Annotated in this window: 13 protein-coding genes; 11 read left to right on the forward strand and 2 right to left on the reverse strand. The window is 65.3% G+C overall.

Annotation, left to right across the window (positions count from 1 at the left end):
- The first annotated feature begins 12 nt into the window (after positions 1-12).
- Positions 13-966, forward strand: coding sequence for an ArdC family protein (locus HJG44_RS12460; protein WP_171218682.1), 954 nt, complete (start codon positions 13-15; stop codon positions 964-966).
- Entirely contained in the window at positions 966-1,913 is a 948-nt protein-coding gene (locus HJG44_RS12465; protein ID WP_171218683.1) for a hypothetical protein, read from the forward strand. Before HJG44_RS12460 ends, HJG44_RS12465 begins: the two co-directional genes overlap by 1 nt.
- 115 nt (positions 1,914-2,028) lie before the next feature.
- Here HJG44_RS12465 and HJG44_RS12470 read toward each other — a convergent pair whose 3' ends face one another.
- Complete coding sequence (locus tag HJG44_RS12470; protein WP_171218684.1) at positions 2,029-2,331, reverse strand: hypothetical protein; 303 nt, start codon at positions 2,329-2,331, stop codon at positions 2,029-2,031.
- A gap of 360 nt (positions 2,332-2,691) precedes the next feature.
- Between HJG44_RS12470 and HJG44_RS12475 the strand changes: the two genes are divergently transcribed.
- Entirely contained in the window at positions 2,692-4,839 is a 2,148-nt protein-coding gene (locus HJG44_RS12475; protein WP_171218685.1) for a ParB/RepB/Spo0J family partition protein, read from the forward strand.
- A 114-nt stretch (positions 4,840-4,953) separates the two neighbouring features.
- Here the strand turns inward: HJG44_RS12475 and HJG44_RS24010 are convergent, their stop codons facing one another.
- Positions 4,954-5,523 carry a cold-shock protein gene (locus tag HJG44_RS24010; protein ID WP_281411508.1) on the reverse strand — a complete coding sequence of 190 codons (570 nt, stop codon included), beginning with the start codon at positions 5,521-5,523 and terminating at the stop codon, positions 4,954-4,956.
- A 987-nt stretch (positions 5,524-6,510) separates the two neighbouring features.
- Between HJG44_RS24010 and HJG44_RS12485 the strand changes: the two genes are divergently transcribed.
- From HJG44_RS12485 to HJG44_RS12520, 8 genes are all read left to right on the forward strand, one after another.
- On the forward strand, positions 6,511-6,675 hold the full coding sequence (locus tag HJG44_RS12485) for a hypothetical protein (RefSeq protein WP_170984264.1): 165 nt from the start codon (positions 6,511-6,513) through the stop codon (positions 6,673-6,675).
- Between the two features lie 193 nt (positions 6,676-6,868).
- Positions 6,869-7,426, forward strand: coding sequence for a hypothetical protein (locus HJG44_RS12490; protein ID WP_171218686.1), 558 nt, complete (start codon positions 6,869-6,871; stop codon positions 7,424-7,426).
- Positions 7,427-7,497: 71 nt separating this feature from the next.
- Complete coding sequence (locus HJG44_RS12495) at positions 7,498-7,899, forward strand: hypothetical protein (protein WP_171218687.1); 402 nt, start codon at positions 7,498-7,500, stop codon at positions 7,897-7,899.
- Between the two features lie 9 nt (positions 7,900-7,908).
- Positions 7,909-8,103, forward strand: coding sequence for a hypothetical protein (locus HJG44_RS12500; protein WP_171218982.1), 195 nt, complete (start codon positions 7,909-7,911; stop codon positions 8,101-8,103).
- Between the two features lie 69 nt (positions 8,104-8,172).
- On the forward strand, positions 8,173-8,589 hold the full coding sequence (locus HJG44_RS12505; RefSeq protein ID WP_171218688.1) for a hypothetical protein: 417 nt from the start codon (positions 8,173-8,175) through the stop codon (positions 8,587-8,589).
- Positions 8,582-9,226 carry an antitoxin of toxin-antitoxin stability system gene (locus HJG44_RS12510; RefSeq protein ID WP_171218689.1) on the forward strand — a complete coding sequence of 215 codons (645 nt, stop codon included), beginning with the start codon at positions 8,582-8,584 and terminating at the stop codon, positions 9,224-9,226. The genes HJG44_RS12505 and HJG44_RS12510 overlap by 8 nt, the downstream gene beginning before the upstream one ends.
- A gap of 159 nt (positions 9,227-9,385) precedes the next feature.
- Positions 9,386-13,732, forward strand: a complete 4,347-nt coding sequence (locus HJG44_RS12515) for a strawberry notch family protein (protein ID WP_171218690.1) — start codon at positions 9,386-9,388, stop codon at positions 13,730-13,732.
- Positions 13,733-14,770, forward strand: coding sequence for a DUF7146 domain-containing protein (locus HJG44_RS12520; RefSeq protein ID WP_171218691.1), 1,038 nt, complete (start codon positions 13,733-13,735; stop codon positions 14,768-14,770).
- Positions 14,771-14,988 lie beyond the last annotated feature (218 nt).

Below are 14,988 nucleotides of genomic sequence, written 5' to 3' on the forward strand. Positions count from 1 at the left end.
CGGAGAGCCGCGATGTCCAGAAACGATCGCCGCGTTCGTGCCGGAGCCGACCGGGCGAACCTCTATGACGAAATCACCGACAAGATCATCGCCGAGCTGGAAGCCGGCCGCGTGCCGTGGGTCCAGCCCTGGGGCACGTCGGCGGCCAAGGCCCCGCTTGGCCTGCCTCGCAACGCCGCAACTTCGCGAAGCTACAGCGGCATCAATGTCCTGATCCTCTGGGGAGCCGTCATCGAGCACGGCTTTCCCGGCCAGGGCTGGCTCACCTTCCGCCAGGCACTGTCGCTCGGCGGCCATGTCCGCAAGGGCGAGCGCGGCACCACCGTTGTCTATGCCGACCGCTTCACGCCGGAGGACGAGAAGCGCCGCGCCTTCGAGGCTGGCGAGGAAGCGCAGGCGATCCCGTTCCTGAAGCGCTTCACGGTGTTCAACACGGCGCAATGCGACGACCTGCCCGAAGACATTGAGGCGACCGCGCCGCCGCCGCCGCCCGGCATGATCGAGCCCCAAGTGGAGGCGCTCATCAAAGCGACCGGCATCGATTTCCGCATTGGCGGCAACCGAGCGTTCTACGTTCCGTCGCTCGACTACGTGCAAGTCCCTCCGCCGGCCGCCTATTTCGAGCCGATCAACTGGCACCGGACGGCCTTGCATGAACTCGGTCACGCGAGCGGCGCAGAGCACCGGCTGAACCGGAACCTCTCAGGTTCCTTCGGCTCGAAGCTCTATTCGGTCGAGGAAATCACCGCCGAATTGATCTCGGCCTATAGCTGCGCCGCGCTCGGGATCGTCCCGACCGTGCGCCATGCCGACTATATCGGCTCCTGGCTCGACGTCCTGCGCGAGGACAACCGCGCCATCGTCCGAGCCGCCTCCCAGGCCAGCAAGGCGGCCGACTGGCTTCTCAGCTTCCTGCCGGATGCCGGCAGCATCGACCAGAACGACGACGAGCGGGAGGCGGCGTGATGAACGCGCTCGCCTTTCCGGGTTTCGTCCCCGACCCCGCGCAGTCGGCCGACATCCGCCTACGCGTCCTCAGCCTCGGCGCCGGCGTCCAGTCCACCACGCTGGCGCTGATGGCGGCGCATGGCGAAGTCGGCCCCATGCCCGATTGCGCCATCTTCGCCGACACCGGGTGGGAGCCGCAGGCCGTCTATGACCATCTCGCCTGGCTGCGGTCGCCCAATGTCCTGCCGTTTCCCGTCCATATCGTCTCGGCCGGGGATCTGCGCGCCGACCTCATCGCTGGCGCACAGGGCGAGCGCTGGGCATCCATTCCAGCCTTCACCCGCACCGTGACGCCTGCCGGGAGCGAGCTTCCCGTCTATGACGAGGATGAAAACGGCGATCTCGTCGTCGTCGGCTCCCGCATCGTGGCGACCGAGCGGGCCAGCATCGGCATGATCCGCCGCCAATGCACCGGAGACTACAAGATCGTGCCGATCAGGCGGAAAGTGCGCGAGCTGCTCGGCATCGCAGGGCGGCGCTCGCCCACGTCGCCGGTCGCCGAGCAATGGATCGGGATTTCGCTCGACGAGGCGCTTCGCATGAAACCCTCTTTCGAGATGTGGCAGGTCAACCGCTGGCCCCTGATCGAGCGGGGCTTTACCCGCCAGGATTGCCTACGCTGGCTGGAACGGCATGATTATCCGCTGCCGCCCAAGAGCGCCTGCATGGGGTGTCCGTTTCACTCCGACAATCACTGGCGGCAGATGCGCGATCATGATCCCGAAGCCTGGACGGACGCCGTGTCGGTCGATGCCGCCATCCGAACCGGCTTCCGCGGCATCCGCGCCGAAGTCTATCTGCACCGCTCCGCCGTCCCGCTGGACCAAGCCGATCTATCGACGACCGCCGACCACGGCCAGCTCGATCTCTGGCCGAACGAGTGCGAGGGCATGTGCGGGGTCTGATTTCCTGAAATCCGCAGATGCGCAAAGCCGATTCTCCGGCTTTCCGGGTGTCCGGTTCTGCGGTTTTCCGCGTTTCCGGTTCGTCAGCTTGCAGCCTTGCGCCACGACGCTCAGCCTACCGACCGTCCTTCATCAACCCTGCCCAGACAGCGAGAATATCGCCTTCGGCCGCGTTGTCCTCAGCGACAACCACGCTGAACACGGCGAGCGTGCCGGCGAACTCCTCCATATCCATCACGCCCCGTGCGTGAAGCATTGTCGCCAACAGCATCAGTGCCTTGCCCTGCGCGGTGATGACGGCCCGGTCCGCCTCGGAAAAGCGGACATGGCGGGCTGGCGACGCGCTCAGCCATCGGCGCAGAACACGCGCCAAGTCCGCCCAGGGCGGATTTCTCCAGCCAGAAATCATAGCGTCCATAGACAATTCCCCGCCGCCCCGACTGGCGCCGGGACGGTTGAACACGCGTGAACACTGGGAACCGCGCCCCACGTATTTCCCACGCCGGGCAAGCCCGACGCTGATGGGTATTCTATTCCGTGGGCCGCCCGACATAGTCGGTGACCCAGTGTTCAAACGCTTGATGCGATCGATGCGGTGTTCAAGCCGCAGGCGATGCAATCCCTATGGCACAGGAAGACAGTCCTGAACACGCCGTTCCGTTCTCGCCCCTGGCCAGACGACAGGGTCCGACCAGCAGAGTGAGAGGGAGGTGGGGATTTTCGTGACGGGTTCGGGTCGAGAGAGAGGCTCTCGGCGCCCGTCGCGGAGACTACCACGATGGCTACTGCCGCCCAGAAAATCATCCTGTCGCCTTCCCGCGACATCCCCTTCAACAAGCTCGTGCTCAGCCAATCGAATGTCCGACGCGTCAAGGCCGGCGTCTCGGTCGAGGAACTGGCCGAGGACATCGCCCGCCGAGGCACGCTCCTCCAGAGCCTCAATGTCCGCCCGGTCCTCGACGCCAGGGGCGATGAGACCGACATGTATGAAGTTCCCGCCGGCGGTCGCCGCTATCAGGCGCTCGCCATCCTTGTGAAGCAGAAGCGTCTCGCCAGGACCGCGCCTGTGCCCTGCGTCGTGCGTGATCCCTCCACGTCGATTCTCGCCGAGGACGACAGCCTCGCCGAAAACACCCAGCGCGTGCCGCTGCATCCTCTCGATCAGTTCCGGGCCTTCTACGACATGCGCCGCAAGGGCATGAGCGAGGAGGAGATCGCTGCGGCCTTCTTCACGACCGCGCAGGTGGTGAAGCAGCGCCTGCGTCTGGCCTCTGTCTCGCCCACGCTCCTCGACATCTATGCCGAGGACGGCATGAAGCTCGAAGAGCTGATGGCCTTTACCGTCAATCCCGACCATGCCCGCCAGGAGCAGGTCTGGGAGACGGTCCAGACCTCCCACAATCGCCAGCCCTGGTATATCCGCCAGTTGCTCACTGAAACCACGGTGCCGGCCACCGACAAGCGCGCCCTGTTCATCGGCATCGAAACCTATGAGCAGGCGGGCGGCAGCGTGCTGCGCGATCTCTTCCAGACCGATGGAGGCGGCTGGCTTCAGGACCCCGCGCTTCTCGACCGCCTCGTCGCGGAGAAGCTCAAGACCCTCGCCGATGAAATCGCCGCCGAGGGCTGGAAGTGGATCACCGTCGATACCGATCTGCCCTATGGCTACGATCAGGGGCTGCGGGCGCTCGACTTCACCCTCGTCGATCTGAACGATGACGAGCGCGCGGCCCGAGAAGCCCTGCGTGAGGAATACGAACGGATCGGGGCTGAATACTCGGAAGCCGACGAGCTGCCGGACGAGATCGACCAGCGTCTCGGCGAGATCGAGACGGCGCTCGAAGCCTTCGAGAAGCGCCCGGTCATCTACGATCCGGCCGACATCGCGCGTGGCGGCGTCTTCATCAGCGTCGACCGCGATGGCGAGCCCGTCGTCGATCGCGGCTATGTGCGCCCGGAGGACGAGACGCCGGTCGGCGTCGAGGACCCCGACGGCGAGGCCGAAACCACCGGTACCGAAGTCACGGCGACCGGCACCGTCCAGCGCGCCGTCATCACCATCGGCGGCCAGTCGGCCGAACCGGAGGATGACGACGAGGAAGACGTCATCAAGCCGCTGCCCGAACGGCTCGTTACCGAGCTGACTGCGCACCGCACCCTGGCGCTCCGCGATGCCGTGGGCGCCAATCCCCAGGTCGCGTTTACCGCCTTGCTGCACAAGCTTGTGCGCGACACCTTCCAGCGGACGGGCAGCTCCGGCGCGAGCCTTCAGGCGTCCGTCAATCACGTCTTCTTCCGCGAACAAGGCAAGGATCTCGCCGAGACGGTCTATGCCAAGTCCGTCACCCAGCGGCATGAGGACTGGAAGGCTGACCTACCAGCCGATGAGGATGCGCTGTGGGACTGGCTCGCCGTGCTCGACGACGCCAGCCGCATGGCGCTGCTCGCGCATTGCGTCAGCTATGGGATCAACGCCCTCTATGAACGGCCCAATCCCTACAGCGGCAGCGGCGTGTCGCAGTCGGGCCTCGACCGGCGTATGGCAGAGGCCGATCGACTGGCCCGCGCCACCGGCCTCGACATGGTGGACGTCGGCTTCCGACCCACGGTCGAGAACTATCTCGGCCGCGTCACCAAGCCCCGCATTCTCGCGGCCGTCCGCGAAGGCGCGGGCGAACGCGCGGCCCAGCTCATCGACCACCTGAAGAAGGGCGACATGGCCAAGGAGGCCGAACGCCTGCTGGCCGACAGTGGCTGGCTACCGGAGCCGCTGCGCCTGATCGACCATGACGAGCCGACCACGTCCGATGCCTCGGAAGGCGAGGCCGATACGGCGCTCCCAGCCTTCCTTGCCGGAGAGGACGAGGACGAGGAAACCGCCGAAGACCCGGAAGCCGAGGCGCCATCGATGATCGCCGCGGAATGACGCCAAATCCCGGCGGGGCGGTCGAAGCCGCCCCCCGTCTTCATCTTCAGCGTCAAGGCCCGGCGATCCGTCGTCGGGCCTTTTTCATTTTCAGGGAACTCCCACCTCCGACATTTATCTACCAGCCGGCCGGTCCGAAGCTTCTGGACTGCCGACCCTGACGATCTTTGAAACGGAAAGGCGGTTACGGCTTGGGTCGATCTCAAGCTCGAAAGAAACGGCTTGGCCGCTCGTGAGGTCCGTCAGGCCAGCACGTTTCAGCACCCTGGCGTGGACGAATACGTCCTTGTCGCCGCCTTGCGGTGTAATGAAGCCGTAGCCCTTGCCGAGGTCGAACCACTTTACCACACCAGAGCCTTGACCAGCCTTTTCCAGCTTGCTTCCGCCTCGAAGCGGCCGCCCGCCAGAGTGGCCGCCCGAAGATTGCTCCGCCTTGCGCAGCAATCTGACCCTCGTTGCAAAGATTCGCTCGCTTTCCGCTGATTTTCCCAGCTCAAACTCCACGAAATCCTGCTTGTTCAGCTTGGTGACCTCGGAGCCTTCCAGGGCTGACATGTGCACGAAGATATCCGGCCCGCCGCTATGCGATCCGATGAAGCCAAAACCCTTCTCGGTATTGAAAAACTTCACGAAACCTTTCTGAATCTCCCCGACCCGAAAGTTGCTCACGAGCTGTCTCGTCATATCCACTCCAACAAGCGGGCCACTGTGAACACAGCCCCGCCAACAAGCACAAACATAAGCACCGCCATGACGGCGACGAACTTCTGGTGATTTGTGAATCTCATCAGTCTTTTTGAAATGCCGGCCAACGGTTCGCTTTCGACTAGTCTCGGCAAACCCCTAGTCGGTTCTCCTCTCAGTGGATTTTCCGTTCGTAGACGTGATTGAGGTTATCGGCCTGGTGTTGCAGGCTCCTCGCCACCGTTGCAGCCGCAGCCCGGTTCGGAAACGCCCCCGTTGTCATCCCGTTCAGGCTAACGCACCACCCATCAGGCTTCTCAATGACTGTATAACGCCGTCGCTCTCCACCGACATTGGCGGACTTACCCGTCACATAGCCACTCATCATGAGCGTCGATCGCTTCGTTGATTCGGTGTGTCGGACTTCGTCCAAACCCCGAAGGCCGCTCCGATAACCGCCATCGCCATACGCCAGGATGATCGGCTGCTCTCGTTCGTCTTCATCGTTGCCCGCAAAAGTGCATTTCTGCTCATGGTTTCACCTCAACAAGAGGCCGCATCAAAGCTTCGAGCGCGTATGAATTCCATCCTGACGCAACCGGCCGCTCATAGTATTCTCATCAATTCGACCGGTAGACCTCGGCGCCATGCAACGCCATAGCTGGCCAAGCTCGTGCCCGGACAGCTCAGACCCTCAAACATCTTCGCTTCACCATTAGGCGGGAAGTGCGGGGCGATGGCATCCCTTTAGATTGATGATCCGGCTGCTGTCTGATGCCGGACACCATCCCGCTTCCATTCGCAAACCTTGGTCCGATCCGTCTCCTTATCAATCAACCCGCAAGGGGTCGGCTTACGCGCGCGTGCCGCCCTCGGGGATTCGGAAAAGGTCCGAACGCCCGAGGGTGATTGCAGAGCCGGTCAGACACTTCGGGCGCCTGTCGCGCGGGGGATGGTCCCCCGCCTCCCAAGACAGGAGCCGGAACCATGTCCTATGCAGATGCCACCGCTTTCGCCGCAAGCCTCGCCACCACGCTGATGGTTTCGATCATCGTCTTCCAGGCCGGGGACGGCACTCACGGCGCCATGCCCGCCGACGAATTCGATGGCGACGAAGAAATGGTCAGGCTGGAACTTGATCCCTTCGGCTGAGGCGCAACAGCGCCTCAGCCCGACGGCTCGGAGCGCAAGATCGCGTCCGGGCCTTCAGCGCTGCGCTACCGCCCATCGCCGGCGGTGCCGGGTCATGTCCCGGCAAGGGAGAGTGAGAGTGCGGACGGGTTTTTCGTGACGGGTTGGTTGCCGGAGAGAGAGGCTCTCGGCACCCGTCATGGAGCATCCTCCGATGGCCCTTGCACCTCAAACCACCTTCGCCCCGATCGGCGAAATCCTCGCGCGCCAGATCCTGCCCCGGCTGCGCCTTGCCGCGAAGCTGCCGCTGCGCGTCATCTGCATCGGCACGGCCAGCTATGTCGGCGCCGACGATGCCGACAGCTTCGACCGAAACGTCGCTCTCGGCGACCGCCCCTCGCTGGAGGACGCCACCAGCTTCGCGGCCCTTTCGGTCAGGCGCGGCGGCATTGGCGTGGGAGCGGATGAGACGCTGCGCTTTCATCCGCGCCTCGTCGTCATCCAGGATAACGATCAGGGCTTGGTCCTTGCCGGCGAGATCCGGGCCGGGATCATCCTCTGGCAACAGCCCGTCGCCAGTGACAGCGAGGCCCGCCGGATCGTGACCGAGGCCAGCCGCCTGCGCGGGATCGCCTTCGCCGCCTCCAGCCGGGGCGATCACAACACGGCCCGCAATCATCGCCACCAGGCCAGCCTGCTCGAAGCATGCCTGGTCGATCCCTTCTGGCGCGAGGCCGCCGCTGATCTGCTCCGGCTGCCGCAGGCCGCCTAAATCCATCCCCGATTTCCACCCATCCGACCCGGCGCTTCGCTTCGCCGGGCGCTCACCTATGGAGTTTTCCCATGCCGAAATTCGTCGTCAGCAAAGGCCACGATGCCTTCGTCTATTACGAAACCATCCTTGAGGCCGACACGCCCGAACAGGCGCGAAATTTCGCCCGGAGCGCCCATTACGAAGGCGCGTGGCTCGCCACCGGCTATGTGCAGGAGTTCGACGACTATGAGATCGACGAGCATAGTGGCGTTCGCCCGCTCGACGACGGAGAAGCCGTCGAGGCGTTCCTGACCATCGGCGTCACCGCCCAGGAGCGCGACGCCATACTGGCGGGGCTGCGCCTACTACAGCTCGCCCTTGCGCGCGGAGACATCGACCCCGCGCTCAGGAACATCGTCACCAATGACGGCGCGCATATCGGCCCTGATCCGATCCGGATCGACGCCCTGTGCGAACGCATCAACGTATAGGTGGCGGCGATGTATGCGACCTATCTGCGCCTCGGCATCACCGTCTGGGACGGCAACCGCGCCGTCATCCGCGCCGCACGCCTGAAGCTCGCGCGATCCGCTCTGCGCAATCCGGCCAGCCTGGAAGCGCGCAAGCGCTTCTACCGCGACATGCTCGGCCACCATGCCGATGCCCAGCGGCGCGTGATGCAATTCCGCCTCTGACGCTTCCGGCGTCTTCATTCCCCACCTTCCCCGGCCTCGCGCCGGGCTTTCTCGTTTCAGGAGCCTGACATGGCCAATTACCTCACGCATTTCTCGTGCCTGCTTAACGTCGGCACACCCGAAAACGCCGCCCGCGCGCTCGACCTCTACAACAAGCTCTCCGAGGAAGGTGCCTCAGAGGAGCCTCCCTCCGAGGGCTTTCGTCTCTCCATCGAACCCCAATATGGGGGAACCGAGCTTTGGATGCGCCATGACGAGACCGGCGATCCCGCGCGCATGATCCAGTTCGTCACGATCTGCGCGGCTGAGTTCCGCCTGACAGGTCGTTGGGGCTTCCAATACGCCAATATCTGCTCACGGCCCCGCCTCGACGGTTTCGGCGGCGGCGCTCATGTCATAGACCTCGCCACCGGCGAGACGGTCGCCTGGATCTATACCGACGGCTGGCTCGCCAATGTGCTGGGCGGAGGCAATGCCGATGCCTGAGATCATCGAAACCACCGTCTATCGGCTCAATGAGCTTTCCGACGACGCAAGAGACAAGGCCCGCGCCTGGTATCGTGAAGACGGGTTCGATTACGACTGGTATGATACCGTTTACGAGGATTTCCAGCAGATCGCGGAAATCCTCGGCCTGCGGCTCAAGACCCGCAGCGTGCGGCTCTACGGCGGCGGCTCCCGGCAGAAGCCCTGCATCTGGTTCCGGGGCTTCTGGAGCCAGGGCGACGGCGCCTGCTTCGAGACCTTCTATTCCTACCGGAAGGAGGCCCCGCGCCGGATCAGGCAACACGCGCCGCAGGATACTGAGCTGCACCGCATCGCCGATGCGCTTCAGTCGATCCAGCGGCGCAACTTCTACCAGCTTCACGCCGAGGCCAGCCATCGCGGCCACTATTATCACGAGAATAGCATGGCGATCTCGGTCGAACGCGACAGCCCGAACTATCAGGACATGACGGCCGATGCCGAAGATACCGTGATCGAGGCGCTGCGCGACCTGGCCTGCTGGCTCTATCGGCAGCTCGAACGCGAATACGAGTATCTCACCTCGGACGAAGCCGTCGATGAGGTCATCGCCACCAACGAATACACCTTTACGGCAACCGGCCGCCGCTTCGGCTGAACCCGGCAAGCGTCCTGCCATTCGGCAGGGCGCTTTTTTCATGCCAGGCACGGCCCACCTTTCGAGAGGCAGAGGGAGGCCGAGACGGGTTTGAGCCTGTGCGGTCGAGAGAGAGCGCTGCGCGGCTCGATCCTGTCCTGCTCTCCCGAGGTCTTCCCCATGAACATGATTTCCGCATCCGCGGCAGCATCGGTCGCCGGGCCGCTTCCGCTTGCCTCCTACAGCGATACCGCCACGTCCGTCTTTTCGGCAGCGGGCCTTCTCCTGCCCCATCTCGAGCGCGGCCAGCGTATCGACGCGGCCACGCTGCGCGGCGCGATGGAAACCGCCTTTGGCGCGTCCGATACCGCCGGCGCCTGGGACTGGAAAACCGCTTATGACGCCTGCGAGGCGGCGACCGTTCTCTTCCTGCGCAAATACGGAAAGGCGCTTTTCCGTAAAGCCGGGTCTCCGAGCGACAGCCTGCCGCTGCTGACGCGGATCGCCGGACTGCTGCCGACCCATACGCGGCGCTCGGAGGAAGCGCAGACCTTCCAGCAATTCTCTACCCCGATCCCGCTGGGGCTGGCCGCCGCGACCGCCGCCGCCATCACGCCTGCCGACCGGGTTCTGGAACCCTCGGCCGGGACCGGGCTTCTCGCCATCCTCGCCGAGATCGCCGGCGGCGCGCTGGTCCTCAACGAGCTGGCCGACATGCGCGCCGGTCTTCTCTCCTCCCTCTTTCCGGCCTTCTCCGTCTCACGCTTCGACGCGGCCCAGATCGACGATCACCTCGATCCCGCCCTGGTCCCGTCCGTGGTGCTGATGAACCCGCCGTTCTCGGTGCTTGCGAATGTCGAGAGCCGCGTCGCCGACGCCGCCTTCCGCCATGTCGCCTCGGCGCTGGCGCGTCTGGCGCCCGGCGGCCGGCTGGTGACGATCACCGGCGCGAATTTCGCACCGGACATCCCTGCCTGGACCCCGGCCTTTACCCGGCTGCAGGAGCGTGGCCGCGTCGTCTTCTCGGCAGCGATCGAAGGAGCGGTCTATGCCAAGCATGGCACGACTTTCCCGACGCGCCTGACCGTCATCGACAAGCTGCCCGCCGACGATCCGGCGGTCTTCCCGACCGCTCCCGGCGTCGCACCGGATGCCGCTACGCTGATGACCTGGATCTGCGCACACCTGCCTGCACGGCAGCCCGTCGATCCCTCTGTCGTCGTTCCGGTCGCCGCAACGCCTGCACCCCGCACCGTGCGCGGCTATATCAACCGCACGGCAAAAGCTGCTCGCCCGGCGCCCCAGACCGAACCGGAAGCCACACCGCTCGACTATGAGACCGTCGATTGGCAGCCTGCCGAGGGTGGCCACATCACCGACGCCATCTATGAGGAATACGGGCTTCAGGTCATCCGTATTCCCGGCGCCCAGGCCCATCCGACCCAACTCGTCCAGTCGGCGGCGATGGCGAGCGTCGCGCCGCCCAAGCCCAGCTACCGGCCGCATCTGCCGACGACCATCCTCGGCCTTCTGTCCGACGCGCAGCTTGAGACCGTCATCTATGCCGGCCAGGCCCATGCCGACCATCTCGCCGGGGCCTGGACCGTGGACGAGACTTGCGATGTGGTCAGCGCGGCGGCCGAGGACGCCAAGAACGCCGTCCGCTTCCGGCAAGGCTTCTTCGTCGGTGACGGCACCGGCGTCGGCAAGGGGCGGGAATCCGCCGCCATCATCCTCGACAACTGGATGCAGGGCCGCCGCAAGGCCGTCTGGATCTCGAAGTCGGACAAGTTGCTGGAAGACGCGCAACGCGACTGGTCGGCGCTCGGCATGGAGCGCCTGCTGGTCACGCCGCTGTCGCGCTTCCCGCAGGGCAAGCCCGTGACGCTGCCCGAGGGCATCCTTTTCACGACCTATGCCACGCTACGCTCCGACGACCGCGGCGAGAGGGTTTCCCGCGTCAAGCAGATCGTCGAATGGTTGGGCAAGGATTTCGATGGAGTGATCATATTCGACGAGGCGCATTCGATGCAGAACGCCGCAGGCAGCAAGGGAGAACGGGGCGATGTCGCCGCCAGCCAGCAGGGCCGCGCCGGACTTCGCCTCCAGCACGCCCTGCCGGATGCCCGCATCGTCTATGTCTCGGCGACCGGCGCCACCACGGTCCACAACCTCGCCTATGCGCAAAGGTTGGGCTTGTGGGGCGGCGAGGATTTCCCCTTCGCCACGCGGGCCGAATTCGTCGAGGCTATCGAGGGCGGCGGCGTCGCGGCGATGGAGGTTCTGGCCCGGGACATGCGCGCCCTCGGCCTCTACACCGCCCGGTCGCTGTCCTTCGCCGGCGTCGAATACGAGTTGGTCGAGCATGAGCTGACCCCCGAACAGACCCGCATCTACGACGCCTATGCCGGGGCCTTCGCCATCATTCACAACAATCTGGATGCGGCGATGGAAGCGGCCAATATCACCGGCAGCACCGGCACCCTGAATCGGCAGGCGAAATCCGCCGCGCGCTCGGCCTTCGAGTCGGCCAAGCAGCGGTTTTTCGGCCACCTCCTGACCAGCATGAAAACCCCGACGCTGCTCCGCTCCATCGCATCCGATCTGGAGGCGGGCCATTCGGCCGTCATCCAGATCGTCTCGACCGGCGAGGCGCTTATGGAACGCCGGCTGGCCGAGCTGCCGACCGAGGAATGGAACGACGTCCGCGTGGACATCACCCCGAGGGAATATGTCCTGGACTACCTTGCCCATTCCTTCCCGGTGCAGCTCTACGAGCCGTTCACCGACTCGGAGGGCAATATGTCGTCGCGGCCCGTCATGCGCGACGGCCAGCCCGTCGAAAGCCGCGAAGCGGTCGCCCGCCGCGACGAGTTGATCGCAAAGCTCGCCAGCCTGCCGCCGGTCCCCGGTGCGCTGGACCAGCTCATCCAGCATTTCGGCACCGATACCGTGGCTGAAGTGACGGGCCGGTCGCGGCGCATCATCCGCAAGGCTGGCAAGGGCGTCACTGTTGACCGCCTTGTCGTCGAGAACCGCGCAGCTTCGGCCAACCTGGCCGAAACCCAGGCGTTCATGGACGACGGCAAGCAGGTTCTGGTATTCTCCGACGCCGGCGGTACCGGCCGCAGCTATCATGCCGAACTGTCGGCCCGAAACACGCGGCTGCGCGTCCATTACCTGCTCGAAGCCGGATGGAAGGCCGATACTGCGATCCAGGGACTTGGCCGAACGCACCGGACCAACCAGAAGCAAGCGCCCCTGTTCCGGCCGATCACCACGAACGTCAAAGCCGAAAAGCGCTTCCTCTCGACCATCGCCCGCCGTCTCGACACCCTGGGCGCGATCACGCGCGGCCAGCGCCAGACCGGCGGTCAGGGCCTGTTCCGGCCGGAGGACAATCTGGAATCGCACTACGCCCGCGACGCGCTGCGCCAACTCTATCTCCTGCTGATCCGCGGCAAGGTCGAGGGATGCTCGCTCGATCGCTTTGAAAGCGCCACCGGGTTGAAGCTGATGGACTCCAACGGCATCAAGGATGACCTCCCCGCCATCACGACCTTCCTGAACCGGCTGCTGGCCTTGACCATCGAGCTTCAGGGCGTGCTGTTCACCGCCTTCGAGCAGCTTCTGACCGCGCGGATCGAGGGCGCCATCGCATCGGGAACCTATGACGCCGGGCTGGAGACGCTGCGGGCCGAGAGCTTTGTCGTCACCGACCGCCAGACGATCTATACGCACCCGCGCTCCGGCGCCCAGACCCGCCTGCTGACCATCACCGAGCGCAAGCGCAACCATCCGGTCACGCTGGCCGAAGCGATGGGCTACCTCGACGATCCGCTCGCGGTGCTTCTGATTAACGAGCGGTCTGGCCGCGCCGCCGTGCAGGTTCCGACCACCAGCGTCATGCTGGACGATGGCGAGATCGAGCGCCGTGTCCGGCTGCTCCGGCCGATGGAGGCGCAGAACATCCCGGTCAAGGCCATGCCGGAGACCCATTGGGTCGAAGCCGAGCGGGATGCCTTCGCCTTGGCCTGGAATGCCGAGATTGCCGAGGTGCCGGAGTTTTCCGACAGCACTTTGCATATGGTGACGGGTCTCCTGTTGCCGATCTGGAAGCGGCTGCCGAACGAATCTACCCGCGTCTATCGGCTTCAGACCGATGCCGGCGAGCGGATCATCGGCCGCCGCGTTTCTCCCGCCTGGGTTGCTCACGCGACTGCGACCGGCGCCGCCTCGATCACGCCGGAGGATGCGTTCACCGCCCTTATGGACGGCAAGACGATCCTCGATCTCACCGAGGGCCTCCAGCTTCGCCGGGTCCGCGTCATGGGCGCGCTGCGCATCGAACTCACCGGCTTCACCGACACGATGCGCCAGCGCCTCACGGCCTATGGCCTCTATCACGAGATCATCTCGTGGAAGCTGCGCTTCTTCGTGCCGACCGACGCGCAGGGTCCGGCCATCATCGACAAGCTCTTCGACCGCTGGCCGGTCGAACGCATCGGCGAACGGGAGGCCGCATAAATGGCTTCGCGTCACGGCTCGGAACTGGCGCATCGTCTCGGCCGCGAGGCCGAGGCGGTCTGCCGCGAATACCTGTCCTCCGGTCGGAGGGCAGGCAATTACTGGCAGGTCGGGGACGCGCAGAACAGCCCCGGCCGCTCCCTCTATGTCCGGCTCAGGGACACCCCCAAAGGTCCGGCCGGGAAATGGACCGACGCCGCCACCGGCGACCATGGCGATCTGCTCGACATCATCCGCGAGGCGCTTGGCCTCGTCGATTTCAAGGATGTGGCCGAGGAAGCGCGCCGTTTCCTCAGTCTCCCGCATCCCGCGCCGGAACAGACAGGGACACCGACCGGCAGGACATTGGGCATTGTCGTCGGTTCGCCCGAAGCGTCGCGGCGGCTGTTCGCCATGTCGCAGCCGATCCCCGGCACGCTCGCGGCGACCTACCTCAGCGTGCGGGCAATCACGTCGCTCATCGGCGCCACCGCGCTACGCTACCATCCCCGGTGCTATTACCGGCCCGACGAGCGTTCGCCCACGGAGATCTGGCCGGCGATGATCGCGTCCGTCACCGACCTTGACGGGCGACAGACCGGCGCGCACCGCACCTGGCTCGCCCCGGACGGCTCGGGCAAGGCGCCTGTCGAAACGCCGAGGCGGGCGATGGGCGACCTTCTCGGACACGGCGTCCGCTTTGGCGTTGCCGGCGATGTGCTGGTCGCCGGAGAGGGCATCGAGACCGTGCTGTCGCCCCGTCAGGTTCTGCCGCACATGCCGATGCTGGCGGCGCTCTCGGCCGCACACCTCGCCGCCATCCTGTTCCCGGCGACGCTGCGCAGGCTCTATGTCCTTCGCGATCGTGATCCGGCTGGGGACGGCGCGAGAGACAGCCTGATCGCCCGAGCTGCGAGCGTCGGGATCGAAGCGGTTGCGATGTCGCCAGCGCGCGAGGACTTCAACGAGGATCTGCGCTGGCGCGGCGTCGATGCCCTCCGGGCGGCCCTGAAGGATCAGCTTCATCCCGTGGACGTCAGCCGGTTCATGGAGGGGTGAGAGGATCGGCGGGGGATGGGGCAAAGCTCTGAATGGCTCCGCCTGCCGTCTCCACTCATCATCGGGAACACCCTTCCCGCGTCGGAGAGGGCGCCCACGGCCTTCTGAGAGGGCGATCGGCTCACAAACGGGCCAGCCGGGCAATGGCGCTGCGCTTTCGGCTATTTTCCGCCGGCGGGGCAAGCCCCGCCTTTGCATCGCGAAGCAAAATAGCCGGC

It is taken from the genome of Enterovirga aerilata (assembly GCF_013044135.1).
GTDB classification, from domain to species: Bacteria; Pseudomonadota; Alphaproteobacteria; order Rhizobiales; family Beijerinckiaceae; genus Enterovirga; species Enterovirga aerilata.

Excerpts from the sequence above, each read along its gene's own strand:
- HJG44_RS12475 (WP_171218685.1), top strand. The coding sequence starts at position 2,692 with ATGGCTACTGCCGCCCAGAAAATCATCCTGTCGCCTTCCCGCGACATC.
- HJG44_RS12505 (WP_171218688.1), top strand. The coding sequence starts at position 8,173 with ATGGCCAATTACCTCACGCATTTCTCGTGCCTGCTTAACGTCGGCACA.
- HJG44_RS24010 (WP_281411508.1), bottom strand. The coding sequence starts at position 5,523 with ATGACGAGACAGCTCGTGAGCAACTTTCGGGTCGGGGAGATTCAGAAA.
- HJG44_RS12490 (WP_171218686.1), top strand. The coding sequence starts at position 6,869 with ATGGCCCTTGCACCTCAAACCACCTTCGCCCCGATCGGCGAAATCCTC.
- HJG44_RS12520 (WP_171218691.1), top strand. The coding sequence starts at position 13,733 with ATGGCTTCGCGTCACGGCTCGGAACTGGCGCATCGTCTCGGCCGCGAG.
- HJG44_RS12485 (WP_170984264.1), top strand. The coding sequence starts at position 6,511 with ATGTCCTATGCAGATGCCACCGCTTTCGCCGCAAGCCTCGCCACCACG.
- HJG44_RS12500 (WP_171218982.1), top strand. The coding sequence starts at position 7,909 with ATGTATGCGACCTATCTGCGCCTCGGCATCACCGTCTGGGACGGCAAC.
- HJG44_RS12465 (WP_171218683.1), top strand. The coding sequence starts at position 966 with ATGAACGCGCTCGCCTTTCCGGGTTTCGTCCCCGACCCCGCGCAGTCG.
- HJG44_RS12460 (WP_171218682.1), top strand. The coding sequence starts at position 13 with ATGTCCAGAAACGATCGCCGCGTTCGTGCCGGAGCCGACCGGGCGAAC.
- HJG44_RS12470 (WP_171218684.1), bottom strand. The coding sequence starts at position 2,331 with ATGGACGCTATGATTTCTGGCTGGAGAAATCCGCCCTGGGCGGACTTG.
- HJG44_RS12515 (WP_171218690.1), top strand. The coding sequence starts at position 9,386 with ATGAACATGATTTCCGCATCCGCGGCAGCATCGGTCGCCGGGCCGCTT.
- HJG44_RS12495 (WP_171218687.1), top strand. The coding sequence starts at position 7,498 with ATGCCGAAATTCGTCGTCAGCAAAGGCCACGATGCCTTCGTCTATTAC.
- HJG44_RS12510 (WP_171218689.1), top strand. The coding sequence starts at position 8,582 with ATGCCTGAGATCATCGAAACCACCGTCTATCGGCTCAATGAGCTTTCC.